General features: G+C 62.6%; 24 protein-coding genes. 22 read left to right on the top strand and 2 right to left on the bottom strand.

The annotated features are described in order from the left end of the window. Positions 1 to 279: 279 nt before the first annotated feature. The 16 genes from ASD44_RS06050 (at position 280) to ASD44_RS05970 (ending at position 14,086) form a co-directional block, all read left to right on the top strand. The gene (locus ASD44_RS06050) at positions 280 to 1,149 is read left to right on the top strand and encodes a VOC family protein (RefSeq protein ID WP_056109822.1); all 870 of its coding nucleotides are present in this window, start codon (positions 280 to 282) and stop codon (positions 1,147 to 1,149) included. Beyond that, a complete protein-coding gene (gene kdsA / locus ASD44_RS06045; RefSeq protein ID WP_056109820.1) occupies positions 1,146 to 1,982 on the top strand; it encodes a 3-deoxy-8-phosphooctulonate synthase in 837 nt (278 codons plus the stop codon). Before ASD44_RS06050 ends, kdsA begins: the two co-directional genes overlap by 4 nt. A gap of 109 nt (positions 1,983 to 2,091) precedes the next feature. Continuing rightward, the gene (locus tag ASD44_RS06040; protein WP_056109817.1) at positions 2,092 to 2,295 is read left to right on the top strand and encodes a dodecin family protein; all 204 of its coding nucleotides are present in this window, start codon (positions 2,092 to 2,094) and stop codon (positions 2,293 to 2,295) included. An 85-nt stretch (positions 2,296 to 2,380) separates the two neighbouring features. Beyond that, a complete protein-coding gene (locus tag ASD44_RS06035) occupies positions 2,381 to 2,746 on the top strand; it encodes a PRC-barrel domain-containing protein (protein WP_056109816.1) in 366 nt (121 codons plus the stop codon). 177 nt (positions 2,747 to 2,923) lie between these two features. Next, entirely contained in the window at positions 2,924 to 4,198 is a 1,275-nt protein-coding gene (gene eno, locus ASD44_RS06030) for a phosphopyruvate hydratase (protein ID WP_056109814.1), read from the top strand. A 31-nt stretch (positions 4,199 to 4,229) separates the two neighbouring features. Further along, entirely contained in the window at positions 4,230 to 4,601 is a 372-nt protein-coding gene (locus ASD44_RS06025) for a DCC1-like thiol-disulfide oxidoreductase family protein (protein WP_056109811.1), read from the top strand. A 64-nt stretch (positions 4,602 to 4,665) separates the two neighbouring features. Next, on the top strand, positions 4,666 to 4,989 hold the full coding sequence (locus tag ASD44_RS06020; RefSeq protein ID WP_056109810.1) for a septum formation initiator family protein: 324 nt from the start codon (positions 4,666 to 4,668) through the stop codon (positions 4,987 to 4,989). 175 nt (positions 4,990 to 5,164) lie between these two features. Continuing rightward, positions 5,165 to 6,205 carry a pyruvate dehydrogenase (acetyl-transferring) E1 component subunit alpha gene (gene pdhA, locus ASD44_RS06015; protein WP_056109808.1) on the top strand — a complete coding sequence of 347 codons (1,041 nt, stop codon included), beginning with the start codon at positions 5,165 to 5,167 and terminating at the stop codon, positions 6,203 to 6,205. 14 nt (positions 6,206 to 6,219) lie between these two features. After that, positions 6,220 to 7,668, top strand: a complete 1,449-nt coding sequence (locus ASD44_RS06010) for a pyruvate dehydrogenase complex E1 component subunit beta (RefSeq protein ID WP_056109806.1) — start codon at positions 6,220 to 6,222, stop codon at positions 7,666 to 7,668. A 485-nt stretch (positions 7,669 to 8,153) separates the two neighbouring features. After that, positions 8,154 to 9,539 (top strand): pyruvate dehydrogenase complex dihydrolipoamide acetyltransferase, encoded by a 1,386-nt coding sequence (locus ASD44_RS06000; RefSeq protein WP_056109802.1) that lies wholly within the window; start codon positions 8,154 to 8,156, stop codon positions 9,537 to 9,539. A 94-nt stretch (positions 9,540 to 9,633) separates the two neighbouring features. Further along, positions 9,634 to 10,071 carry a DUF559 domain-containing protein gene (locus tag ASD44_RS18100; RefSeq protein WP_156459790.1) on the top strand — a complete coding sequence of 146 codons (438 nt, stop codon included), beginning with the start codon at positions 9,634 to 9,636 and terminating at the stop codon, positions 10,069 to 10,071. Next, complete coding sequence (locus ASD44_RS05990) at positions 10,068 to 10,706, top strand: SGNH/GDSL hydrolase family protein (RefSeq protein WP_056109799.1); 639 nt, start codon at positions 10,068 to 10,070, stop codon at positions 10,704 to 10,706. Before ASD44_RS18100 ends, ASD44_RS05990 begins: the two co-directional genes overlap by 4 nt. A gap of 14 nt (positions 10,707 to 10,720) precedes the next feature. Beyond that, entirely contained in the window at positions 10,721 to 12,184 is a 1,464-nt protein-coding gene (lpdA, locus tag ASD44_RS05985; RefSeq protein WP_056109797.1) for a dihydrolipoyl dehydrogenase, read from the top strand. 91 nt (positions 12,185 to 12,275) lie between these two features. Then, complete coding sequence (locus ASD44_RS05980; protein WP_056109794.1) at positions 12,276 to 12,533, top strand: GlsB/YeaQ/YmgE family stress response membrane protein; 258 nt, start codon at positions 12,276 to 12,278, stop codon at positions 12,531 to 12,533. Positions 12,534 to 12,660: 127 nt separating this feature from the next. Next, positions 12,661 to 13,626: a lipoyl synthase gene (lipA, locus tag ASD44_RS05975; protein WP_056109793.1), complete on the top strand. Its 966-nt coding sequence runs from the start codon at positions 12,661 to 12,663 to the stop codon at positions 13,624 to 13,626. A 7-nt stretch (positions 13,627 to 13,633) separates the two neighbouring features. After that, a complete protein-coding gene (locus tag ASD44_RS05970) occupies positions 13,634 to 14,086 on the top strand; it encodes a type II toxin-antitoxin system RatA family toxin (RefSeq protein ID WP_056109792.1) in 453 nt (150 codons plus the stop codon). A gap of 46 nt (positions 14,087 to 14,132) precedes the next feature. Here the strand turns inward: ASD44_RS05970 and ASD44_RS05965 are convergent, their stop codons facing one another. Continuing rightward, entirely contained in the window at positions 14,133 to 14,654 is a 522-nt protein-coding gene (locus ASD44_RS05965) for a CinA family protein (protein WP_056109789.1), read from the bottom strand. After that, complete coding sequence (locus ASD44_RS05960; protein ID WP_056109787.1) at positions 14,651 to 15,871, bottom strand: bifunctional 2-C-methyl-D-erythritol 4-phosphate cytidylyltransferase/2-C-methyl-D-erythritol 2,4-cyclodiphosphate synthase; 1,221 nt, start codon at positions 15,869 to 15,871, stop codon at positions 14,651 to 14,653. Before ASD44_RS05960 ends, ASD44_RS05965 begins: the two co-directional genes overlap by 4 nt. Before the next feature lie 141 nt (positions 15,872 to 16,012). On the opposite strand from ASD44_RS05960, the gene dusB reads away from it, so the two are divergent. From dusB to ASD44_RS05930, 6 genes are all read left to right on the top strand, one after another. Next, positions 16,013 to 17,038, top strand: coding sequence for a tRNA dihydrouridine synthase DusB (dusB, locus tag ASD44_RS05955; RefSeq protein ID WP_056109786.1), 1,026 nt, complete (start codon positions 16,013 to 16,015; stop codon positions 17,036 to 17,038). Further along, positions 17,035 to 18,174 (top strand): nitrogen regulation protein NR(II), encoded by a 1,140-nt coding sequence (locus ASD44_RS05950; protein WP_056109784.1) that lies wholly within the window; start codon positions 17,035 to 17,037, stop codon positions 18,172 to 18,174. The genes dusB and ASD44_RS05950 overlap by 4 nt, the downstream gene beginning before the upstream one ends. Further along, complete coding sequence (gene ntrC, locus ASD44_RS05945; protein WP_056109782.1) at positions 18,171 to 19,631, top strand: nitrogen regulation protein NR(I); 1,461 nt, start codon at positions 18,171 to 18,173, stop codon at positions 19,629 to 19,631. Before ASD44_RS05950 ends, ntrC begins: the two co-directional genes overlap by 4 nt. 116 nt (positions 19,632 to 19,747) lie before the next feature. Next, complete coding sequence (locus tag ASD44_RS05940; protein ID WP_056109780.1) at positions 19,748 to 22,024, top strand: PAS domain-containing sensor histidine kinase; 2,277 nt, start codon at positions 19,748 to 19,750, stop codon at positions 22,022 to 22,024. Beyond that, a complete protein-coding gene (locus ASD44_RS05935) occupies positions 22,014 to 23,375 on the top strand; it encodes a sigma-54 dependent transcriptional regulator (RefSeq protein ID WP_056109779.1) in 1,362 nt (453 codons plus the stop codon). The genes ASD44_RS05940 and ASD44_RS05935 overlap by 11 nt, the downstream gene beginning before the upstream one ends. Before the next feature lie 90 nt (positions 23,376 to 23,465). Beyond that, the gene (locus ASD44_RS05930; RefSeq protein ID WP_056109776.1) at positions 23,466 to 24,326 is read left to right on the top strand and encodes a D-amino-acid transaminase; all 861 of its coding nucleotides are present in this window, start codon (positions 23,466 to 23,468) and stop codon (positions 24,324 to 24,326) included. Positions 24,327 to 24,408 lie beyond the last annotated feature (82 nt).

The raw sequence follows: 24,408 nt of genomic DNA, 5'->3' as shown, positions 1-24,408 counted from the left end.
CGTCCCCTTGTAGCCGCGCGATGTCTCCCGCACGAACACAAGGGTACGCCTCACCTTACGGAAGGGAAACCGCGCGATTAAGTGCCTTCCGCCTTAAAGATATTCAATGCGGAGCGGGCTTATTGGGGACCGGGGAACCGAGCCGCATGTGAGTCGATCTCAGCAGCCCCCGCTACGCCTCGTGTCCCGGCTCGGCCACCTTCTATCGCAGGGCGAGAAGGCAGGACCGGGAACGACGACCTGCTTGAACCCTTCATCCAGTTCGTGCACAGGAACCGCATGATCCATTCGCTCGATCATCTCGTCCTGCCGACCGCCAGCCTCGATGTCGCACGGGCGCGGCTGACTGCGCTTGGCTTCAGGGTCGCTCCCCGTGGCAAGCATCCTTTCGGCACGGAAAACTGCTGCGTCTATCTGGCCGACGGCACGTTCCTGGAGCCGCTCGCCGTTGGCGACGCCGTGGCGGCAGGGCAAGCGGTGGCGGAAGGCAACGTCTTTGTCGCACGCGACCGTGCGTGGCGCGCGGTGCATGGCGAGGACGGATTTTCGGCGATCGTTTTCGGCACGAACGATGCCGACGCCGATCACGCGCGCTATGTCGAGGCCGGGGTTTCCGCCGGCAACCGGCTGGATTTTTCACGGCCGTTCATCGATGCGGCGGGAAAAAGCGATACGGTTTCGTTCCGGCTGGCCTTCGCGGCAGGCGGAGGGGCGTCAGACAGTTTTGCCTTCGCTTGTGAACGGGTGAACGCGCCCGAGGTGGATCGCGCCGCCCTCCAAAAACATGCCAATGGGGCCGCCGCGATCCGCGAGGTCGTCGCCGTCAGTTCCGGCCCTGATGTCGAGACAGCATTCCTTACGATTGCCGCAGGCGCTCCGGGCGGGGCCGTGAGTGCCGATATTCTCACACTGCCGAACGCGAAGATCACGACTGTGACGCCGCAGGCATTTCGCGATCGCTTCGGGGTGCAGCCGGTATCGGCGTCGGGCCTGCGATTCGCGGCGGTGGTCTTCCAGATTTCCGACAGCGACGCGGTTGCGCGGCTTCTTTCCGCAAACACGGTCGAATATCGTATTTTCGAACACCATATTGTCATCGACGCCGCGCCCGGTCAGGGCGCGATCTTTATTTTCGAGGAAAGAGCATGAGCAAGCCCAATGCAGCCGTGACCGTCGGCAACGTCACCTTCGACAATGCCGCGCCGCTGGCGCTGATCGCCGGTCCTTGCCAGCTCGAATCGCGCCAGCACGCCTTCGACATGGCGGGCGCGCTCAAGGAACTGACCGGCAAGCTTGGCATCGGCCTCGTCTACAAGACGAGCTACGACAAGGCGAACCGCACGTCGCTTTCCGCCACACGGGGAGCCGGGCTGGAAATGGCGCTGCCCATATTCGACGATCTGCGGAAAGAATTCGGCCTTCCGGTGCTCACCGACATCCACTCGGAAGAGCAGTGCGCGCTGGTCGCCCCGCATGTCGACGTGCTGCAGATACCGGCTTTCCTCAGCCGCCAGACCGACCTGCTGGTCGCCGCGGCCAAGACCGGCAAGGTCATCAACGTGAAGAAGGGCCAGTTCCTGGCGCCGTGGGACATGAAGAACGTTGTCGCCAAGATCACCGACTCCGGCAATCCGAATGTGCTGACCACCGAGCGCGGCGCCTCCTTCGGCTACAACACGCTGGTCTCCGACATGCGGGCGCTGCCGATCATGGCCGATATCGGCGCGCCGGTGATCTTCGACGCCACCCATTCGGTGCAGCAGCCCGGAGGGCAGGGCGGCTCGTCCGGCGGCGAAAGACGTTTCGTCGCGACGCTCTCGCGGGCGGCCGTCGCGGTCGGCGTCGCCGGCGTGTTCATCGAAACGCATCAGGACCCCGACAATTCGACCTCCTCGGACGGCCCGAACATGGTGCCGCTGAAAGACATGCCCGCGCTGCTGGAGACGCTGATGCGGCTGGATCAGGTCGCCAAAGGGTCATAGGAAAGCGCCTGGAGCCTGCCCCAGGCGTTTGCTGTTTCGCCTTATGCTTGTGGTGGCCGGGCGGCAGTTGTAGGCTCGACCGGCGGATGGGGATTGTCAGGAGGAAATCATGAGCGTAGCCCGTGTGACCGAAATCACCTCGTCGTCCAAGGTGAGCTTTCAGGATGCCTTGGAGCGGGGCATCGACCGCGCCAACAAGACGCTGAAGAACGTCCGGGGCGCCTGGGTCCAGGAGCAGAAGGTCGAGATCGAAGACGGCAAGATCGTCGCCTATCGCGTCAACATGAAAGTGACTTTCGTCCTGACGGATTGATCGCCTCTACGCCGAAAAAGTCCGGAACTTTCGTCCCGTCTCGTCATTGACGTCGCATCAGTCACACAATGACGAGGAGTAAATCATGACTACCCAGACAGGACACACCGAAGCCATTTCCGCCTCGCGTGTTATCGGCACGTCGGTGTACAACACCGAAGGCGACAGCATCGGCTCCATCGAAGACGTGATGCTGGACAAGCTCTCCAACGGCATCATGTTCGCTGTCATCGGTTTTGGCGGTTTTCTCGGCATTGGCGAGAAATACCACGCCATTCCGTGGTCCAGCCTCGACTATGACGAAGACAAGGGCGGCTACGTCGTGCCGTACAGCAAGGAGCAGCTGAAGGCGGCGCCTGCCTATTCGATCAAGGAACTCACCACCGCTGACGGCGAAACGGCTCGCAACGCCTCTTATGAATATTATGGCGTCCAGCCTTACTGGAACTGATCGCCACAGGCTTTGAATGGAAAGCCCGGGCAGTGCCCGGGCTTTTTGCGTTCCAACCCCTGAGCCGAGGCAGGAAATGCAACCCTGCCGCCGGCAATATTTGCGGCGGCGGATTGCCTTTTGCGGCACTTTGGCTAAGACGTGCCACGTCTCCAACCGATCACCGGGAACCTCGCCATGACCGCCATCGTCGATATTGTGGGCCGTGAAATTCTGGACAGCCGTGGCAATCCGACCGTCGAGGTCGATGTCATTCTCGAGGACGGCTCGATGGGCCGGGCGGCGGTTCCCTCGGGCGCATCGACCGGCGCGCATGAAGCCATGGAGCTGCGCGACGGCGGCTCGCGCTATCTCGGCAAGGGCGTCGAGCGGGCGGTCGAGGCGGTCAACGGCGAACTGTTCGAGGCGATCGGCGGCATGGAAGCCGAAAACCAGATCCACATCGACCAGACCATGATCGAGCTGGACGGCACGCCGAACAAGAGCCGCCTCGGCGCCAATGCGATTCTCGGCGTTTCGCTGGCGGTGGCGAAGGCGGCGGCGGAGGCGGCCGACCTGCCGCTCTACAAATATGTCGGCGGCGCCAACGCGCATGTCCTGCCGGTGCCGATGATGAACATCATCAATGGCGGCGCCCATGCCGACAATCCGATCGACTTCCAGGAATTCATGATCATCCCGGTCGGCGCCTCGTCTCTGCGCGAAGCCGTGCGCTGGGGTTCGGAAATCTTCCACACGCTGAAGAAGCGGCTGAAGGATGCCGGCCACAACACCAATGTCGGCGACGAGGGCGGTTTCGCGCCGAACTTGAAGAGCGCACAGGCGGCGCTCGATTTCGTCATGCAGTCGATCGAGAAGGCGGGCTTCAAGCCCGGCGAGGAAGTGGCGCTCGGCCTCGATTGCGCCGCCACCGAATTCTTCAAGGACGGCAACTACGTCTACGAAGGCGAGAAGAAGACGCGCGATCCCAAGGCGCAGGCCAAATACCTGGCCAAGCTCGCCGCCGACTATCCGATCATCTCCATCGAGGACGGTATGGCCGAGGACGACTGGGAAGGCTGGAAGCATCTCACCGACCTCGTCGGCAAGAAGGTGCAGCTGGTCGGCGACGATCTCTTCGTCACCAACACCGCACGGCTGCGCGACGGCATCCGCATGGGCGTCGCCAACTCGATCCTCGTCAAGGTCAACCAGATCGGCTCGCTGACGGAAACGCTGGACGCCGTCGAAACCGCGCACAAGGCGGCCTATACGGCGGTCATGTCGCATCGTTCCGGCGAAACCGAGGATTCGACCATCGCCGACTTGGCGGTTGCGACGAACTGCGGACAGATCAAGACCGGCTCGCTCGCCCGCTCCGACCGCACCGCGAAGTACAACCAGCTGATCCGCATCGAGGAAGAACTCGGCAGGCAGGCGCGCTACGCCGGGACGTCGATCCTCAAGGCCTGATCGGGTCTTCCAGCCCTCGAAAGGGCGCAGGATGACGCTGACCGTATGGTACAACACTCGTAGCCCGGTCTGCGATGCCGGCATCAGGCGGCAGAAGCGCCGCCTGATCGAGGCCGTGAAGGCCGGCTTCATCGAATTCCGCGATATAAATCTTGAGCCATGCGCGCTGGCCCGGTTCGGCGCGTCCATCGACGACATAAGGCGGCGGCTTCACGCGACGGACGATGGCGGCAACCTTCTCGTCGGAGCCGACGTCATGTTCGCGATATGGCGGCGCACGCCGGGCGAGGGGTGGATCGCCGGCCTGCTCGGCAATCCGCTGACGGCGCCGGTCACGCGATTTCTCTATGACCGGTTCGCCGAACTGCTTTTTGCATGGAATCGCCGCCATGGGCGCTGGTAATACCGAATCCGTAACCGTCCATTAAGCACAATCGAGCGAGAAAGGAGCGACGAGGATTCCTTTCATGTGGACACGCCAGCACAAGCAGACGAACACAGGCCGGCTGATCATTCCCACGATCAGCGCCGTCGTGCTGGCCTATTTCGGCTTTCACGCCTATCATGGCGAATTCGGGATTTACTCGAAGTACCGGCTGCAGGCGCAGACCCAGGATCTGCAGGCGCAGTTCGATGCCGTCAAAGGTCGCCGGACCGAACTGGAGCGGCGCGTGCAGCTGTTGCATGACGGTACGCTCGAGAAAGACATGCTCGACGAGCAGGCGCGCCGGGCGCTCAACCTTTCGCACGCCGACGAGGTCGTCATCATGCGGCCGGGAAATATTGATTAACTGAATTCCAGTTAATCAAGTTAATTTTCAATGATTCTAGGTGTTTAGATGCATGCCAGCCATGCATTTTTCCGCATGGCCGAACGGCATTCGGCATGCTAGCCTTTTCCCCAATCAGGTGGGAGGCAAAACTCCCTTCTCATGTCCGCGAAGAGACGCCATCAGGGAGTGATGCATGGCCACTGCAGCCAAAAAAGCGCCTGCCAAATCGAAATCCGAGTCCAAAACCGCCGTGCCGGCGACGCCGAAGCCGGCTGATTTCAGCAAGCAGGAGGAGTTCGCGGCCTACAAGGGCATGCTGCTCATCCGGCGTTTCGAGGAAAAGGCCGGCCAGCTTTACGGCATGGGATTCATCGGCGGTTTCTGCCACCTTTATATCGGCCAGGAAGCCGTCGTCACCGGCATGAAGATGTCGCTGCAGGACGGCGACCAGATGATCACCGCCTACCGTGACCACGGCCATATGCTGGCCATGGACATGTCGCCGCGTGGCGTCATGGCGGAGTTGACGGGCCGGCGCGGCGGTTATTCGCACGGCAAGGGCGGCTCCATGCACATGTTCTCAAAGGAGAAGAATTTCTACGGCGGCCATGGCATTGTCGGCGCGCAGGTATCGCTGGGCACTGGACTGGCCTTCGCCAACCGCTATCGCGAGAACAAGAGCGTCTCGCTGACCTATTTCGGCGACGGCGCCGCCAACCAGGGGCAGGTCTACGAAAGCTTCAACATGGCCTCGCTGTGGAAGCTGCCGGTGATCTACATCATCGAGAACAACCGCTACGCCATGGGCACGGCTGTCACACGCTCTTCGGCCGAAACCAATTTCTCGCATCGTGGCGCCTCGTTCAAGATTCCCGGCATTCAGGTCGACGGCATGGACGTGCGCGCGGTCAAGGCTGCCGGCGAGGTCGCAACCGAATGGTGCCGCGCCGGCAAGGGGCCGATCATCCTCGAGATGCAGACCTACCGCTATCGCGGCCACTCCATGTCCGATCCGGCCAAGTACCGGTCGAAGGAGGAGGTGCAGAAAATGCGCTCCGACCACGATCCGATCGAGCAGGTCAAGGCCCGTCTGCTGGCCAAGAAGTGGGCAAGCGAGGACGAACTGAAGGCCATCGACAAGGAGGTTCGCGACATCGTCGCCGACGCCGCGGAATTTGCCCAGAACGATCCCGAGCCGGATGCATCCGAGCTCTGGACCGACATCGTACTCTAAGGGAGGGCAGGGATATGCCGATCGAAATTCTCATGCCCGCTCTCTCGCCGACGATGGAAGAGGGCAATCTCGCCAAGTGGCTCAAGAACGAGGGCGACAAGATTTCCTCGGGCGACGTGATCGCCGAGATCGAGACCGACAAGGCGACCATGGAAGTGGAAGCCGTCGATGAAGGCACGCTGGGCAAGATCCTGATCGCCGCCGGCACCGAGGGTGTCAAGGTCAACACGCCGATCGCGGTGCTGCTGCAGGACGGCGAAAGCGCCGGCGATGTGAAGGCGAGCGACGCCAAGACTGGCGGCGACAGCAAGCCGGCACCGAAGGCGGAAAGCAGCGACGAACCCGAGCAGGCGGCGGACGACGCCGGCGGCAAGGCCCGCGAGGCGGACGAGGAAGCCGCTCCGAAGGAGGCGACCAAGGTCGCCGCCGCGCCGAAAACCGAAATCGCGGCAGATCCCGACATTCCGGCCGGCACCGAGATGGTCTCCACCACCGTGCGCGAAGCCTTGCGCGACGCCATGGCCGAGGAAATGCGGCGCGACCCCGACGTCTTCGTCATGGGCGAGGAAGTGGCCGAGTACCAGGGCGCCTACAAGATCACCCAGGGGCTGCTGCAGGAATTCGGCGCCAGGCGCGTCGTCGACACGCCGATCACCGAGCATGGCTTCGCCGGCGTCGGCGTCGGCGCGGCGATGGCCGGGTTGAAGCCGATCGTCGAGTTCATGACCTTCAACTTCGCCATGCAGGCGATCGACCAGATCATCAATTCGGCGGCCAAGACGCTCTACATGTCGGGCGGCCAGATGGGTGCGCCGATGGTGTTCCGCGGGCCGAACGGAGCGGCGGCGCGCGTCGCCGCGCAGCACAGCCAGGACTACGCCGCCTGGTACAGCCATGTTCCGGGCCTCAAGGTCGTCCAGCCTTACACGGCGGCCGACGCCAAGGGCCTGCTCAAGGCGGCGATCCGCGATCCCAATCCGGTGATTTTCCTCGAGAACGAAATCCTCTACGGCCAGTCCTTCGACGTGCCGAAGCTGGACGATTTCGTGCTGCCGATCGGCAAGGCGCGCATCCACAAGGCGGGCAAGGATGTCACGCTCGTGTCGTGGGGCATCGGCATGACCTATGCGATCAAGGCCGAGGCCGAACTTGCCAAGCTGGGCATCGACGTCGAGATCATCGATTTGCGCACCATACGCCCGATGGACCTCGATACGGTGATCGCCTCGGTCAAGAAGACCAACAGGCTGGTGACTGTGGAGGAAGGCTATCCGCAGTCCTCCGTTGGCGACTACATCGCCAACCAGGTATCGCGGCAGGCGTTCGACTATCTCGACGCGCCGGTCATCACCATAGCCGGCAAGGACGTGCCGATGCCTTACGCGGCCAATCTGGAAAAGCTGGCCCTGCCGAATGTCGGCGAGGTCGTCGAGGCGGTTAAAGCCGTTACATATCGGGGCTGAAGGTGGAACATAATCCGGACTCCTGGGATTTGATCACTGGTGAGCGGGACACGCTCGGTGTGCTCACATTCAGGGAGTCTGACCAGCCTTGGTGGATTTGCGATTTTGAGCCAGTTCCTGCATTCGAACGATACCGCCATTTTTTCGAGGCAGAGACAGTGCCGATTGGGGACGATGATTCAGCCTTACTGGCGAGTCATGACGAATGGTTGATTTCCATGAAGTTTCGGCTTCGATCGCGAATAGACGCAGGGCTTCCCAATGCTGCAGAGATGGGCATTGTCGACATCGACATGTCTACCTCTACAGCGTTCTTCAGACCGACCGATGAGTACTGTCAGGCTAGATCGAAGGAGGGGTTTGATGCATCGGCACACCTCTGATCCGATTCTTGAACATGTCTGCCTAACTCAAAGGATATTATTCGACTTCTGGTTGCCGAACTTTAACGAGAGCCCGGAAGCCCTGTACGCGGGAGGATACTAATGCCTATCAACATCACCATGCCGGCCCTCTCGCCCACGATGGAGGAGGGCAATCTCGCCAAGTGGTTGGTCAAGGAAGGCGACAAGGTTTCGCCTGGCGACGTGATCGCCGAGATCGAGACCGACAAGGCGACGATGGAGGTCGAGGCCGTCGATGAAGGGACGGTGGCCAAGCTGGTCGTTCCGGCCGGCACCGAAGGCGTCAAGGTCAATGCGCTGATCGCCGTTCTGGCGGCGGAAGGCGAGGACGCGGGCGCAGCCGCGAAGGGCGGCGATGCCCCGGCCAAGGTTGATGCGCCGAAGGCAGAGGCCAAAGACGAGGCGCCCACGCAGGAGGCTCCGAAGGGTGAAGCACCCAAGACTGAGGCAAAAGCCGAAGTGCCAAAGGCAGACGCTGCCGCCGCGCCCGCGAAGCCGGCCGCAAACAGCGCAGCCGCAAGTGGCGATCGTGTCTTCGCTTCACCGCTGGCGCGGCGCATCGCCAAGGACGCTGGCGTGGATCTGTCGGGCGTTACCGGCTCGGGTCCGCATGGCCGTATCGTCAAAGCCGATGTCGAGGCGGCCGCCAAGGGCGGCGTTGCGAAGCCCGCGGCTGGTCAGGCTCCGGCGGGTGCCGCCGCGTCGGCGCCGAAGGCAATGTCGGACGATGCCGTGCTCAAGCTGTTCGAGCAGGGCTCCTACGAGCTTGTCCCACACGACAATATGCGCAAGACCATCGCCCGGCGTCTGGTCGAGGCGAAGTCCACCATCCCGCATTTCTACCTGACGCTGGACTGCGAGCTCGACGCGCTGCTGGCCCTGCGCTCGCAGCTCAATGCGGCGGCGCCGATGAAGAAGACCGACAAGGGCGAAGCGCCGACCTACAAGCTGTCGGTCAACGACATGGTCATCAAGGCGATGGCGATGGCGCTGGTCGCGGTGCCCGATGCGAATGCATCGTGGACCGAGCAGGCGATGGTCAAGCACAAGCACGCCGATGTCGGCGTGGCCGTGTCGATCCCCGGCGGGCTGATCACGCCGATCATCCGCAAGGCCGAGCAGAAGACGCTGTCCGCTATTTCCAATGAGATGAAGGACTTGGCCAACAGGGCCAAGAACCGGAAGCTGAAGCCGGAAGAGTATCAGGGCGGCACCACTTCCGTGTCCAATCTCGGCATGTTCGGCATCAAGGATTTCGCCGCGGTCATCAACCCGCCGCAGGCGACCATTCTCGCGGTCGGCGCCGGCGAGCAGCGGGCCGTGGTGAAGGACGGCGAGGTCAAGGTGGCGACGGTGATGTCGGTGACCCTGTCGACGGACCATCGCGCCGTCGATGGCGCGCTGGGCGCGGAACTGCTTGTGGCCTTCAAGCGCTACATCGAAAACCCGATGGGGATGCTGGTGTGATGCGGCTCGGCGCGAAACCCTCTCCCTTGCGGGGAGGGTGGCCCGGAGGGCCGGGTGGGGGTGGTGACGCTGGGCAACGCGGCGGAGATTGACGATGCCGTGGAAGCAATCACCCTCAAAAATCATAACGTTGACGGCGAAGTCCAATGCTCACAAGCTTCGTCGAGCGATGACCGAAGCGGAAAAGACGCTTTGGAAACATCTTCGAGGTGATTTTGCCGGCTCTGGAACGCACTTCCGCAGACAGGTTCCAATTGGTTGCTATGTCGCTGATTTCTGTTGTCTGAAGTATCGTCTGATTGTCGAACTTGATGGACCGATCCACGAGACTGCCTCTGCAAAAATTTACGATCAAGCTCGCACCGATGCACTGCAGGCTGGCGGCTATCTTGTCTTGAGATTCTCCAATGAAGAAGCAATCCTGGATTTCAGGTCGGTACTAAATCGCATATCCGCCGCGCTTGTCGGCAACACCCCCACCCCTGGCCCCTCCCCGCAAGGGGGAGGGGAATGCGCGGGCGCGTCACCATGAAGACGATCCTCTGCTATGGCGATTCCCTCACCTGGGGTCATGATGCCGCCGGTCAGTGCCGGCATCCGTTCGACGACCGCTGGCCGAATGCGCTGCAGGCGGCGCTCGGCGGCGGTGTCCACGTCATTGCCGAAGGGCTTGGCGGGCGCACGACGGCATTCGACGATTACACGGCAGCCGAGGACCGCAACGGCGCGCGCGTGCTGCCGACCCTTCTCGGTTCCCATTCGCCGCTCGACCTGGTGATCATCCTGCTCGGCACCAACGACATGAAGCCGGCGATCCATGGCGACCCGATCGCGGCGCAGCGCGGTGTGTGGCGGCTGGTGCAGATCGTCCGCAATCATCCCTATCAGATGGGAGCGACGACGCCGGGCGTGCTGCTGGTCTCGCCGCCGCTGATGAACCGCATCGACGACCCGAGGCTGCCGGGCGTGTACGCGGCCGGCAACCAGGCGTCGCGGGCGCTGGCCAGCCTTTACGCCGATCTGGCGCAGGCGGAGGGCTGCGGTTTCTTCGACGCCGCCACTGTTGCCACGCCAAGCCCGGTGGACGGTGTGCACCTCGACGCAGAAAACACCCGCAAGATCGGTCAGGCTCTGGCGCCGCTGGCGCGCAGGATGCTGGACCTTTGAACAAGGAGACACCCGTGGCTGACACCTACGACGTCATCATCATCGGTTCCGGACCGGGCGGCTACATCGCCGCTATCCGGGCCGCGCAGCTCGGGCTCAAGACGGCGATCGTGGAGCGCGAGCATCTGGCCGGCATCTGCTCGAACTGGGGCTGCATCCCGACCAAGGCGCTGCTGCGCTCGGCGGAAATCCTGCACTATGCCGAGCATGGCAAGGACTACGGCCTCAAGATCGAAGGCAAGATCTCGGCAGACATCAAGGCGGTCGTGGCGCGGTCGCGCGGCATCGCCGAGCGCATGAATGGCGGCGTCGGCTTCCTGATGAAGAAGAACAAGGTCGACGTCATTTGGGGCGAGGCCAAGCTGACCAAGGCCGGCAAGGATGGCGGGCCGGGCGAGATCGTCGTGTCCAAGACGGCCAAGAAGCCGATGCTGCCGCAGGCGCCGCTGCCCAAGAACGCGCTGGGCGAGGGCACCTACAAGGCCAGGCACATCATCGTCGCCACGGGAGCGCGGCCCCGCGCGCTGCCCGGCATCGAGCCTGACGGGAAGCTGATCTGGTCCTATTTCGAGGCGCTGGTACCGCAGGAGATGCCGAAGTCGCTGCTGGTCATGGGCTCGGGCGCTATCGGCATCGAGTTCGCCTCGTTCTACCGGACGCTTGGCGCGGAGGTGACGGTCGTCGAGGTGCTGCCGCAGGTGATGCCAGTCGAGGACAGCGAAATCGCGAAATTCGCACAGAAGCGATTCGAGAAGCAGGGCATGAAAATCCTGCTGGAAGCCAAGGTCACCAAGGTGGACAAGGCTGCGAACTCGGTCACAGCGCACATCCAAACCAAGGACGGCAAAACGCAGACCATAACGGCCGACCGCATGATCTCCGCCGTCGGCGTGCAGGGCAATATCGAGAACATCGGTCTCGAGGCGCTCGGCGTGAAGACGGACCGCGGCTGCATCGTCATCGACGGCTACGGCAAGACCAACGTCGCCGGCATCTACGCCATCGGCGACGTCGCCGGCCCGCCGATGCTGGCGCACAAGGCCGAACACGAGGCGGTGATCTGCATCGAAAAGATTGCCGGCCTGCCGAATGTGCATCCGATGGACAAGCTGAAGATACCGGGCTGCACCTATTGCAATCCGCAGGTGGCTTCCGTCGGCCTGACCGAGGCCAAGGCCAAGGAAGCGGGCCACGAAATCCGCGTCGGGCGTTTCCCGTTCGTCGCCAATGGCAAGGCGATCGCGCTCGGCGAAGACCAGGGCATGGTGAAGACGGTTTTCGACAAGAAGACCGGCCAGCTTCTCGGTGCGCACATGGTGGGCGCCGAAGTCACCGAACTCATCCAGGGTTTCGTTGTCGCGATGAACCTCGAAACCACCGAGGAAGAATTGATGCATACGATCTTCCCGCATCCGACCCTGTCGGAAATGATGAAGGAAAGCGTGCTCGATGCCTACGGCCGGGCGTTGAATGCGTGACGGCTTGCACTTCGCGCGACATGGTGGAATCTAGGCGTGCGACGGATCAATCTCGGGGCTGATTTGCCCCATTCAGTGAGGAGCTGACAGCATGGACGTAAATGGCGTGGGTTGGATTGCGGCAATCATCGTCGGCGGGCTTGCCGGCTGGCTTGCCGAAATGGTCATGAAGAGCAACACCGGTGTCCTGATGAACATCATCATGGGCATCATAGGCGCGGTGCTTTTGAATGCGATCCTGGCGGCTCTCAACATGCAGAGCTTCGGCACCGGCTGGGTCGCCTATCTGATCACCGGTTTCATCGGCGCCTGCATCCTGATTTTCCTCGGCCGCGTCATCCGGCGCTAGCGGCTGAAGCGAGCCATGCGAAAAAGGCCGTCGGGGCCATGCGCCGCGCCGGCCTTTTTCTTGACGGCGAAAAGTCCTAAATGGTGGTTGGTGCCGCCGACTTGGCGCTGCCAGAACTTGGATTGACATGGTCACGGTACTAGACACGATCGCCAACCGACCCCGGCCGCGGCATCCCGAGAAGGCGCATCGGCCGGATCAGGAGGTCTTGCGCAAGCCGGACTGGATCCGCGTCAAGGCGCCGGTGTCGAAAGGCTATGCCGAAACGCGCGAGATCGTGAAGTCGCACAATCTGGTGACGGTCTGCGAGGAAGCCGGCTGCCCCAACATCGGCGAGTGCTGGGAAAAGAAGCACGCGACCTTCATGATCATGGGCGAGATCTGCACCCGTGCCTGCGCGTTCTGCAATGTCGCCACCGGCATTCCAACCGCGCTCGATGCCGGCGAACCGGCCCGCGTCGCCCACGCCGTCAAGCAGATGGGCCTGACACATGTGGTCATCACCTCCGTCGACCGTGACGACCTTGCCGATGGCGGGGCGCAGCATTTCGCCGAGGTGATTCGCGCGATCCGCGCAGCGACCCCGGAAACGACCATCGAAATCCTGACGCCCGACTTCCTTCGCAAGGAAGGCGCGCTGGAGATCGTCGTGGCCGCCAAGCCGGATGTCTTCAACCATAATCTCGAAACGGTGCCGTCGAATTACCTGACCGTGCGGCCGGGCGCGCGCTACTTCCACTCGATCCGGCTGCTGCAGCGGGTGAAGGAGCTCGATCCGTCGATCTTCACCAAGTCCGGCATCATGGTCGGCCTCGGCGAGGAGCGGCACGAGGTGCTTCAGCTCATGGACGACCTTCGCTCAGCCAATGTCGATTTCATGACCATCGGCCAGTACCTGCAGCCGTCGAAGAAGCATCATCCGGTCATCCGCTTCATCCCGCCGGACGAGTTCAAATCGTATGAGACGGTCGGCCGCACCAAGGGCTTCCTGCTGGTTGCCTCCAGCCCGCTGACACGCTCGTCGCACCATGCCGGCGACGATTTCGCCCGGCTTCGCGCCGCGCGTGAGGCGCAGCTTCAGAAAAGCGCCTAGCCGGCTTATGCCGAAATACGAAGCCACCCGCCGCGTCGCCCACACGCCAGACCAGATGTTCGCGCTGGTCGCCGATGTGGAGAAGTATCCGCAATTCCTGCCGCTATGCGAATCGCTCACAGTCCGCTCGCGCAAGGAACGCGACGGCCGCACGATCCTCGTTGCCGACATGAGCATCGGCTACAAGGCGATCCGCGAGACCTTTACCACCCAGGTCCTGCTGAAACCCGACGAGCGTGTCATCGAAGTCAAATACATCGACGGGCCGTTCAAATACCTCACCAACATCTGGAGCTTCGAGCCGGCAAGCGACGGCTGCTTCGTGCGCTTCTTCATCGACTATGAATTCAAGAGCCGGATCCTGGCCGCCGTCATGGGCACGATGTTCGATCGCGCCTTCCGCATGTTCGCCGAGGCTTTCGAGAAACGGGCCGATGCGATCTATGGGGTTTCCGGTTAGGAATTCGCTCCTCGAGGCTGCCGACAAGTCGTCCCTCGAGGCACGGTCAGTCCTCGCCCAGCGCCTTCAATCCCATTTCCAGCGCATGACGCACGGTTTCGCGGCGGATGAAGTCGCGGCCGCGATTTTCGAACAGGCGTTTTTCCGTCGCCACCGGCTTGCCTTCGACCGCCAGGCCGAACCAGACCAGCCCCACCGGCTTGGTGGCGTTGCCGCCATCAGGTCCGGCAATGCCGGTTACCGCAAGCGCAATGCCGGCTCGCGAGCGGGCCAGCGCGCCTGTAGCCATTTCACCGGCCGTTTCGGAGGACACAGCGCCATGCGCTTCGAGGGTGGCTGGGAGCACGCCCAGCATGTCCATCTTGGCCTCGTTCGAATAGGTGACGAAACCCCGGTCCACCATCGAGGACGATCCCGGAATGTCGGTCATCGCCGCGATGATCAGGCCGCCGGTACAGCTTTCGGCCGTGGCGGCGAGAATCCCATGGTGGGAACATGCTTTCAGAAAACGGTCCGCGAGGGCGCCGATTTCCGTCTGCTTCACCTCTCCTGTGCCGGGCTCGCTCATGCGGGGACTTCTCCGGGATAGATCACGCTTGCGGTCGCGATGGCGGCGATGCCTTCCTCGCGTCCGATAAAACCCAGTTTCTCGTTTGTGGTTGCCTTGACGGAGATGCGTTCGGGGGAAATTTCCAGCATCACGGCCATCGCCTGCGTCATCGCCTCGCGATGCGGGCCGATTTTCGGCGCTTCGCAGATGAGCGTTATGTCCGCATTGGCGATGCGGCCGCCTCGCGCCCGCACGATCCGGGCCGCGTGCTCGACGAACAGCCGCGACGCCGCACCCTTCCATTGCGGATCGGAAGGCGGGAAATGCGTGCCGATGTCGCCAGCGCCGCAAGTGGCAAGCAGCGCGTCCGTCAGTGCATGCAGCCCGACATCGGCATCCGAATGGCCCGACAGCTTTTTGCCGTGGGGAATTTCCACGCCGCAAAGCGTGACATGATCGCCGGGTTCGAAGGAATGCACATCGTAGCCATTGCCGGTGCGGACATCGGGATAGCTGGAGCGTTCCGCCGCAAGCCGTTGATTTGCCATGTCGATATCCCGGGGCCAGGTGATCTTGATGTTGTCGGGCGAGCCGGCGACGATTTTCACCGGCATGCCGGCCCATTCGGCGATGGCGGCGTCGTCGGTGAAATCGCTCCGGCCAGCCGCATGGGCCTTTTCGTGCGCATCGAACAACGCAGGATAAGGAAAGCCTTGCGGGGTCTGGGCGGCGTGGAGACCGTCGCGGGGAACGGTCGCCTCGACCATGCCCGCGGGCGCGGATTTCAGCGTATCGGAAACGGGCAGGACGGGCAGCGCGCCCGACTTTTCGCCGACGGCCGAAACGACGCGCCCGATCATCTGCGCATCGGCAAAGGGCCGGGCGGCATCGTGGACCAGAACCTGATCGGGCGGATCCTGTTGCAGCGCCTGCAAGCCGAGCCGCACGGAATCCTGGCGCGTCGGCCCGCCGGTCACGATGGTGACCTGCCGCCATTGCGGCACCGCCGACCGGAACAGATCGATGTCATCGGCATGGATGACGGCGACCACGCTGGCGATTTGTGGGTGCGTCAGGAATGCATCGACCGCGCGGGCGATGACCGACTTGCCGCCGATCTCGCGATACTGCTTGGGGCCGTGCGCCTGTCCGGCGCGTTCGCCGCGGCCGGCAGCGACGATCACGACGCTCGTTTTCGGCGATTTTCGATTGGAATGGTCGATCGGTGCTGTCATTTGGCAATGGCTTAGCCAGCGTTCAGGCTCAATGCCAGTATTTTCCCCCGACAGCCTCAATCTTGCCGCCATTGCACGTTGCAGATACCAACAAACTTGGCTACATATTGGGCAAATGATGTACTTGCTTGGTTTTTGTGCATGCCTGCTTTGACGGATTTGGCCCTGCCGCTTCCTATCGGAAACGCCGAAGCCGGTAACCGGGTCTTCCTTGCGCCGATGTCCGGGATAACCGACGAGCCGTTCCGCCGTCGCGCCCATGGGCACGGCGCCGGCCTTGTCGTGTCTGAAATGGTCGCCAGCGGCGAACTGGCCAGGGGCAGGGCGGGATTCAACCTGCGCATCCGCCACAGCGGGCTGCCCACGCATATGGTGCAGCTTGCCGGGCGCGAAGCCTCTCACATGGCCGAGGCCGCCCGTATCGCCGCGGGCGAAGGCGCCGACATCATCGACATCAATATGGGCTGCCCGGCCAAGAAGGTCACCGGCGGCTATGCCGGCTCGGCGCTGATGCGCGATCTTGACCACGCCATGACGCTGATCGATGCGGTGATCGAATCCGTCGACGTGCCAGTGACGGTCAAGATGCGACTGGGCTGGGACGACAGCGTGCTCAACGCGCCGCTGCTGGCGCGCCGCGCCGAGCAGGCAGGCGTGAAGATGGTGACGATCCATGGCCGCACCCGCTGCCAGTTCTACCAGGGCAGGGCCGACTGGTCGGCCATCGCCCGCGTCAAGCAAGCGGTATCGATCCCCGTGGTGGCGAATGGCGACGTGCTTGGCGCAGCCGACGCTTCGGAAATTCTTGTGCAGTCGGGCGCCGATGCGGTGATGGTCGGCCGTGGCCATTATGGCGCGCCGTGGCTCGCGGGAAGCATCGCAGCGGAGGCGTCCGGCGCGAAATGTGAAGGCATTCCCGAAACTTCGGGCGCTTTGCGCGATTACGTCGTGTCCCACTACGAGGACATGCTCGCCCTGTACGGCATCGAAAGCGGCGTCCGGCAGGCGCGCAAGCATCTCGGCTGGTATCTCGACCGGCACGCAACCGGCACGTCGGCGGAACTGCGCAAGGAAATCCTGACCGGCCTCGATCCGAAATGCGTCATCGCGGCGCTCGGCGAGGCGTTCCTGCGGGCGGCGGATGCAAATGTGCGGAGAGCGGCATGAAGACGATGGCAGAACAGCCGGGCGAGATGGCGGACGCCGCGCAGATCCTTCTCAATACCATCCGCAGGCCGGTCATCATGGTCGGGCCGGAAGGGCACATCACCTATGCCAACGCCGATGCCGAGGATTTTTTCCGCTCCAGCGCGACGATGCTGGCGCGCAACACGCTGACCAAGCTGATCCCCTTCGGCAGTCCGCTGCTGGCCCTGGTGGATCAGGTGCGTGAGCGGCGCACGCCGGTCAACGAATACCGCGTCGATATATCGTCGCCGCGCCTGGGTATCGAAAAAGTGGTCGATCTCTACGCCGCGCCGGTACCCGAATTTCCCGGCTCGGTCGTCGTGATGTTCCAGGAACGCTCGATGGCGGACAAGATCGACCGCCAGATGACGCATCGCGGCGCTGCCCGGTCGGTGACGGGGTTGGCGGCGATGCTGGCGCACGAGATCAAGAACCCGCTGTCCGGCATTCGCGGCGCCGCACAGTTGCTGGAACTGTCGGCATCCGACGAAGATCGCGCGTTGACGCGGCTTATCACCGACGAGACGGACCGCATCGTGTCCCTGGTCGACCGCATGGAGGTGTTTTCGGACGAGCGGCCCATCGACCGCTATCCCGTCAACATCCATGTCGTCCTCGACCATGTAAAAGCTCTTGCCCGGAACGGATTCGCCAACCGGATCAAGATATTGGAGGACTATGATCCATCGTTGCCTCCGGTCTACGCCAACCGCGACCAGCTGATCCAGGTCTTCCTCAACCTGGTCAAGAACGCCGCGGAGGCGATCGGAAGCGACCCGCAGGGCGAAATCAGCCTGTCCACCGCCTTCCGGCCCGGCATCCGCATGGCGGTTCCGGGCACGCAGGATCGCGTCTCGCTGCCACTTGAGTTCTGCGTGCACGACAACGGCTCCGGTGTCGCTGATGACCTGCTGCCGATCCTGTTCGACCCCTTCATCACCACCAAGCCGAACGGTTCAGGACTCGGGCTGGCGCTGGTGGCGAAAATCGTCGGTGAGCATGGTGGAATCATCGAATGCGAGTCGACACCACGCGGCACGACATTCCGAATCCTGATGCCTGCCTGGCGTGAAGCCCCACCGGAAGCCAATTGTGACGAAGGAGAGCGCATATGAGCGCCCGCGGCAATATTCTCGTGGCTGACGACGATGCGGCCATCCGCACCGTGCTCAACCAGGCCCTTTCGCGCGCCGGCCACGATGTGCGGGTAACCTCGAACGCTTCGACTCTATGGCGCTGGGTTGCGGCGGGCGAGGGCGATCTCGTCATTACCGACGTGGTCATGCCGGACGAAAACGCCTTCGACATGCTGCCGCGGATCAAGAAGGCCAGGCCGGAACTGCCGGTCGTCGTCATGAGCGCACAGAACACCTTCATGACGGCGATCCGAGCCTCCGAAACCGGCGCCTACGAATATCTGCCGAAGCCGTTTGACCTGACCGAGCTTCTCAACATCGTCAATCGCGCACTGGCGGAGCCGCGCCGCCCCAAGGTCGAAAGCCGGGCCGACGAGCAGCCGGAGACGATGCCGCTGGTCGGCCGTTCCGCCGCGATGCAGGACATCTACCGGATGCTGGCGCGCATGATGCAAACAGACCTGACGGTGATGATCAGCGGCGAATCGGGGACCGGCAAGGAACTCGTCGCGCGGGCGCTGCATGAATATGGCCGCCGCCGCGGCGGCCCGTTCGTGGCCATCAACATGGCGGCGATCCCGCGCGACCTGATCGAATCGGAGCTGTTCGGCCACGAGAAAGGCGCTTTCACCGGCGCGCAGAATCGCTCGACAGGTCGTTTTGAACAGGCAGAGGGCGGCACGCTGTTTCTCGACGAGATCGGCGACATGCCGATGGAGGCGCAGACCCGGCTGCTGCGCGTGCTGCAGCAGGGCGAATACACCACGGTCGGCGGTCGCACCCCGATCAAGACCGACGTGCGCATCGTGGCGGCGACCAACAAGGATTTGCGCACGCTGATCAACCAGGGGCTTTTCCGCGAGGATTTGTTCTACCGCCTCAATGTCGTGCCGCTGCGGCTACCGGCCCTGCGCGAGCGTTCGGAGGACGTGCCGGATCTGGTGCGGCATTTCTTCAAGCTGGCGGCCAAGGAAGGCCTGCAAACAAAGCGCATTTCCACCGGCGGCATCGAGTTGATGAAGCGCTATCCGTGGCCCGGCAATGTGCGCGAACTGGAGAATCTGGTCCGCCGGCTGAGCGCTCTTTATGCTCAGGACGAGATTTCGCCCGAAATCATCGAAGCCGAGCTGAAAACCGGCGAAATGCCAGTGGTGCCCGGCGCGACCGTGTTGATCCCGGACGATCTGTCAGTCGGTCAGGCGGTCGAGCATTATCTGCAGCGCTATTTCGCCTCGTTCGGTGGCGATCTGCCGCCGGCCGGTCTCTACGAGCGCATTCTTGCCGAAGTCGAATATCCCCTGGTGCTGGCTTCGATGACGGCGACGCGCGGCAACCAGATCAAGGCGGCCGAGCTTCTTGGCCTGAACCGCAATACACTGCGCAAGAAGATCCGCGAACTGGGCGTCAACGTCTATAAATCTTCGCGTCAGGTTTGAGCCTTTTCACATTCGCGTGGAAAGCCAGCGAAACATTTTCGCTCACCGCCGATTTGTTGCATAATCGCCACAATGCGTTGCATAGATGCGACGCAGTTGTAGGTCTTAACGGCGACATGGCGATTCAAGCCCCCTCATTTACCGGCCCGCTTTTCCGCAAAAAGGCCAATCTCGACGCGCGGCGGCTGCTTGCCCTGCCGGGCGTGATCGCCATTTTGGGTGCGCTGCTGGCGGCGGCCGTCTCCTTTGCGATTCTGGTCGGCGTCACGCCGATCAAGCCGGACGAATCGACCACGCTGGCGCTTATCGGCCTGAACGCGGCCTTCATCGTTTCGCTGACAGCCCTTATCGGACGGGAAATCCACCGCATTCTGATGGCCCGCAAGGTCGGCAAGGCCGCCTCGCGCCTGCATGTGCGCATCGTCGCCATGTTTGCCCTGGTGGCGGCAATCCCGGCGATCATGGTAGCCATCATCGCGGCCGTCACGCTCAACATCGGGCTCGACCGCTGGTTCGAGATCCGGACCAAGACGATCATCAACTCGTCGCTGTCGATCGCCGACGCCTATGTTCAGGAAAATGGCCGCAATCTGCAAGGCACGACCATGTCGATGGCTTACGACCTCGATAATGCGCGGTCGCTCTACAGTCTCGATCGCGCCGGTTTCCTCGACCTGCTGAACAAGGAAACGATGGGGCGCGGGCTTGCCCATGCGGGACTGGTCAGGCCAGATGGTTCCTTCGTCATGAGCGCGCAGACCAATGCGGACTTCGCCATGCCGGAACCTCCGGAGGGCTCGATCCAGGAAGCGGAGAATGGGCGCCCGCTTCTGATCGCGCCCGAGACCCGCAACATCATGGGAGCCATCATCAAGCTGAGGGAGATCGACGGGCTGTTCCTCTACACGATCCGCGTGGTCGATCCCGAAGTGATCAGGGCGCGCCAGATCGTCCGCGCCAATACGGATGAATATCGCGGCCTTGAAAGCAACCGCGCGACCTCGCAGGTGGCTTTCGCACTGCCTTATCTTTCGCTGACGCTGATTATCGTCCTGTCGGCAATCTGGACCGGCATCGCGGTCGCCGACCGGCTGGTGCGGCCCATACGCCAATTGATCGGCGCGGCGGACGAGGTGGCCACCGGCAATCTCGACGTGTCGGTTCCGGTTCGGCCATCCGACGGCGATGTCGCCTCGCTCGGCGATACGTTCAACAATATGCTTCTGGAGCTCAAATCCCAGCGCAACGAGCTGCTCTCCGCCAAGGATCTCATCGACGAGCGCCGGCGCTTTTCCGAAGCGGTTCTGGCCGGCGTCACCGCGGGCGTCATCGGCGTCGATTCGTCCGGCATCGTGAGCATCGTCAACCGGTCGGCGGAAACCATGCTGGCGATTTCGGGGACGGCCGCGCTTGGTCAGAACCTGTCGGCCGTGCTGCCGCATGTCGGGCGGGTGTTCGAAATCGGCCGCAACTCGGGCAAGCCGGTCTATCGCGACCAGGTGACTTTCTACCGCGCCGGCGCTGAGCGGACCTTCAACGTCCAGATCACCATCGAGGAGGGCGAAGGCCACCTTGAGGAGAAATCCTATGTCGTTACGGTCGATGACATCACCGACCTCGTCCAGGCGCAGCGCTCGTCTGCCTGGGCGGACGTGGCGCGCCGCATTGCCCACGAAATCAAGAACCCGCTGACACCGATCCAGCTCTCGGCCGAGCGCATTCGCCGCCGTTTTGGCAAAGTCATCACCGAAGATCGCGAGATATTCGACCAATGTACGGACACAATTATCCGTCAGGTCGAGGATATCGGCCGCATGGTCGATGAATTCTCCGCTTTCGCGCGCATGCCGAAACCGGAGATGAAGTCGATCGACCTTCGCGAGCCGCTGCGCGAGGCATCCTTCCTGGTGGAGGTCAGCCGGTCGGACATAGCTTTCGAACGGGCGTTTGGCGATGAACCGCTCAAGGGCACGTTCGACAGCCGGTTGCTGGCGCAGGCGTTCGGCAACCTTATCAAGAACGCGGCGGAGGCGATGGAGGGGGTCGACCGCAGCGACGGGTCGCACGGCGTCATCCGCATCCGCGCCGGCCGGCAGGACGGGGCGATGCGCGTCGACGTGATCGACAATGGCAAGGGACTGCCGCGTGAAAATCGCCAACGGCTGCTCGAGCCCTATATGACGACGCGGGAGAAAGGCACCGGCCTTGGTCTCGCCATCGTCAAGAAGATCGTCGAGGACCATGGCGGGCGGCTGGAACTTCACGATGCGCCTGCGGATTTCCATGGCGGCAGGGGCGCCATGATCAGCATCATCCTGCCGGCTTCCGCCGGAGCTGCGGCGGCGGGCGCAGCAAAGGAAAGACAAACTGAAAAGGTCGGTAATGGCTTCTGATATTCTCATTGTCGATGACGAGGAAGACATCCGCGAACTCGTCGCGGGCATATTGAGTGACGAGGGTCACGAAACGCGCACCGCCCACGATGCGGACAGTGCGCTGGCGACCATCGCCGACCGGGTGCCGAGGCTGGTCTTCCTGGATATCTGGCTGCAAGGATCGCGGCTGGATGGGCTGGCCCTCCTGGACGAGATCAAGACGCTTCATCCAAGCCTGCCGGTGGTGATGATTTCGGGCCATGGCAATATCGAGACCGCGGTTTCGGCGATCAGGCGCGGCGCCTACGACTTCATCGAAAAGCCGTTCAAGGCCGACAGGCTGATCCTTATTGCGGAACGGGCGCTTGAAACGTCGAAACTGCGGCGTGAGGTTTCCGACCTCAAGCAGCGCAGCGGCGAGACGTTCGACCTGATCGGCATGTCTTCGGCGATGAGCCAGTTGCGGCAGACGATCGAGCGCGTGGCGCCGACCAACAGCCGCATCATGATCATCGGCCCGTCGGGCTCGGGCAAGGAGCTGGCGGCGCGCGCCATTCATGCGCTTTCGACCCGCAAGAGCGGCCCGTTCGTTGCGCTTACAGCCGCCACGATCACGCCGGAGCGCATGGAGATCGAACTGTTCGGCACCGAATCGAACGGCACCGAGCGCAAGGTTGGCGCGCTGGAGGAGGCGCATCGCGGCATTCTCTACATCGATGAAGTCGCCGACATGCCACGCGAAACACAGAGCAAGATTCTGCGCGTACTGGTCGAGCAGCAATTCGAACGTGTGGGCGGCACCAAGCGGGTCAAGGTGGACGTGCGAATCATCTCGTCTACGTCGCAAAACCTCGAGGCCATGATCGCCGAGGGCCGGTTCCGCGAGGACCTCTACCACCGGCTGGCCGTTGTGCCGGTGATGGTGCCTGGCCTGTCGGAGCGGCGGGAAGACATTCCTTATCTCGTCGACAACTTCATGAAGCAGATTGCCCGCCAGTCGGGCATCAAGCCGCGCCGCATCGGCGATGATGCGATGGCCGTGCTGCAGGCGCACAACTGGCCGGGAAACGTCCGTCAGCTTCGCAACAATGTCGAGCGGCTGATGATCCTGGCGCGTGGCGACAATATCGACGCACCGATCACCGCTGATCTGCTGCCGTCGGAGATCGGCGACGTGATGCCACGAACACCCAACCAGTCGGACCAGCATATCATGGCCCTGCCGCTGCGCGAGGCGCGCGAACAGTTCGAGAAGGATTATCTCATCGCGCAGATCAACCGCTTTGGCGGCAACATTTCCAAGACCGCCGAATTCGTCGGCATGGAACGCTCCGCACTGCATCGGAAGCTGAAGTCGCTGGGGGTGTGAAAGTAGACAGGAGGCAGGAGGACTTTGCTGTTGCGGTTTGTTCGATTATGCTAGATGCAATCTCACTGCCGACTGCCTTGAGAGAGAACCATGCCACGCATCGCCTACGTCAATGGCAGTTATGTCGCCCACCGGGATGCCGCCGTCCATATCGAGGATCGCGGCTACCAATTCGCCGACGGCGTCTATGAGGTGTGCGAGGTGGCGCGGGGCTTCATCGTCGACATGGGCCGCCATCTCGACCGGCTGAACCGCTCGCTGACGGAACTTTCCATCGACTGGCCGGTGCATCGCCGGGTGCTTCAAATCATCATCCGCGAAGTCGTCCAGCGCAACGGCGTCCATGATGGGCTGGTCTATGTGCAGGTCACCCGCGGTGTCGCCAGCCGGGATTTTCTGTTTCCCGAAGATGTGGCGTCCTCCCTGGTGGTGACGGCCAGGAAAGGCAACCCCGCACTGGCTGACAAGCGCGCCGCGACGGGAATCAAGGTCATCACCGTACCGGAAACCCGGTGGGATAGGGTCGATATCAAGAGCGTCGGCCTGTTGCCAAATGTGCTGGCCAAGCAGAAGGCGAAGGATGCCGGCGCGCAGGAAGCCTGGTTCGTGGATGCCGAGGGCATGGTCAAGGAGGGCGGTTCGTCGAATGCCTGGATCATCACCAGGGACAATGTCCTTGTGACCAGGCCGGCGGTGCACGGCATCCTGCGGGGCATCACCCGCACGACCTTGTTCGAGGTCGCCGAAAAGCTTGGCCTGAAGGTCGAGGAGCGCGGTTTTTCGGTCAAGGAAGCCAAGGCGGCGCGCGAAGCCTTCATAAGCTCGGCCACGACGATTTCACTGTCGGTGGTGGAAATCGACGGTCAGCCGGTCGCCGACGGCAAGCCCGGCTCGATCGCGCTTTCCTTGCGCAAGGCGCTTTTTGACGTTGCGGAAAAAACGCCGGCCTGATAACCGCAAAACGGTAGAAAAGCGGCAATGCATTTGCACCCTGGATTTTGCGTCTTATTTTGGCGCGTGGGTGCAAGTCCAC

It is taken from the genome of Mesorhizobium sp. Root554 (genome assembly GCF_001427025.1).
In the GTDB taxonomy this organism is placed as follows: domain Bacteria; phylum Pseudomonadota; class Alphaproteobacteria; order Rhizobiales; family Rhizobiaceae; genus Mesorhizobium.
The sequence above is the reverse complement of the archived record's forward strand: the minus strand, read 5'-3'. Positions and strand labels throughout refer to the sequence as shown.

Bases quoted from the DNA above. Each gene is read 5' to 3' on its own strand.
- ASD44_RS06050 (WP_056109822.1), top strand. From the start codon at position 280: ATGATCCATTCGCTCGATCATCTCGTCCTGCCGACCGCCAGCCTCGAT.
- kdsA (WP_056109820.1), top strand. From the start codon at position 1,146: ATGAGCAAGCCCAATGCAGCCGTGACCGTCGGCAACGTCACCTTCGAC.
- ASD44_RS06040 (WP_056109817.1), top strand. From the start codon at position 2,092: ATGAGCGTAGCCCGTGTGACCGAAATCACCTCGTCGTCCAAGGTGAGC.
- ASD44_RS06035 (WP_056109816.1), top strand. From the start codon at position 2,381: ATGACTACCCAGACAGGACACACCGAAGCCATTTCCGCCTCGCGTGTT.
- eno (WP_056109814.1), top strand. From the start codon at position 2,924: ATGACCGCCATCGTCGATATTGTGGGCCGTGAAATTCTGGACAGCCGT.
- ASD44_RS06025 (WP_056109811.1), top strand. From the start codon at position 4,230: ATGACGCTGACCGTATGGTACAACACTCGTAGCCCGGTCTGCGATGCC.
- ASD44_RS06020 (WP_056109810.1), top strand. From the start codon at position 4,666: ATGTGGACACGCCAGCACAAGCAGACGAACACAGGCCGGCTGATCATT.
- pdhA (WP_056109808.1), top strand. From the start codon at position 5,165: ATGGCCACTGCAGCCAAAAAAGCGCCTGCCAAATCGAAATCCGAGTCC.
- ASD44_RS06010 (WP_056109806.1), top strand. From the start codon at position 6,220: ATGCCGATCGAAATTCTCATGCCCGCTCTCTCGCCGACGATGGAAGAG.
- ASD44_RS06000 (WP_056109802.1), top strand. From the start codon at position 8,154: ATGCCTATCAACATCACCATGCCGGCCCTCTCGCCCACGATGGAGGAG.
- ASD44_RS18100 (WP_156459790.1), top strand. From the start codon at position 9,634: ATGCCGTGGAAGCAATCACCCTCAAAAATCATAACGTTGACGGCGAAG.
- ASD44_RS05990 (WP_056109799.1), top strand. From the start codon at position 10,068: ATGAAGACGATCCTCTGCTATGGCGATTCCCTCACCTGGGGTCATGAT.
- ASD44_RS05980 (WP_056109794.1), top strand. From the start codon at position 12,276: ATGGACGTAAATGGCGTGGGTTGGATTGCGGCAATCATCGTCGGCGGG.
- lipA (WP_056109793.1), top strand. From the start codon at position 12,661: ATGGTCACGGTACTAGACACGATCGCCAACCGACCCCGGCCGCGGCAT.
- ASD44_RS05970 (WP_056109792.1), top strand. From the start codon at position 13,634: ATGCCGAAATACGAAGCCACCCGCCGCGTCGCCCACACGCCAGACCAG.
- ASD44_RS05965 (WP_056109789.1), bottom strand. From the start codon at position 14,654: ATGAGCGAGCCCGGCACAGGAGAGGTGAAGCAGACGGAAATCGGCGCC.
- ASD44_RS05960 (WP_056109787.1), bottom strand. From the start codon at position 15,871: ATGACAGCACCGATCGACCATTCCAATCGAAAATCGCCGAAAACGAGC.
- dusB (WP_056109786.1), top strand. From the start codon at position 16,013: ATGCCTGCTTTGACGGATTTGGCCCTGCCGCTTCCTATCGGAAACGCC.
- ASD44_RS05950 (WP_056109784.1), top strand. From the start codon at position 17,035: ATGAAGACGATGGCAGAACAGCCGGGCGAGATGGCGGACGCCGCGCAG.
- ntrC (WP_056109782.1), top strand. From the start codon at position 18,171: ATGAGCGCCCGCGGCAATATTCTCGTGGCTGACGACGATGCGGCCATC.
- ASD44_RS05940 (WP_056109780.1), top strand. From the start codon at position 19,748: ATGGCGATTCAAGCCCCCTCATTTACCGGCCCGCTTTTCCGCAAAAAG.
- ASD44_RS05935 (WP_056109779.1), top strand. From the start codon at position 22,014: ATGGCTTCTGATATTCTCATTGTCGATGACGAGGAAGACATCCGCGAA.
- ASD44_RS05930 (WP_056109776.1), top strand. From the start codon at position 23,466: ATGCCACGCATCGCCTACGTCAATGGCAGTTATGTCGCCCACCGGGAT.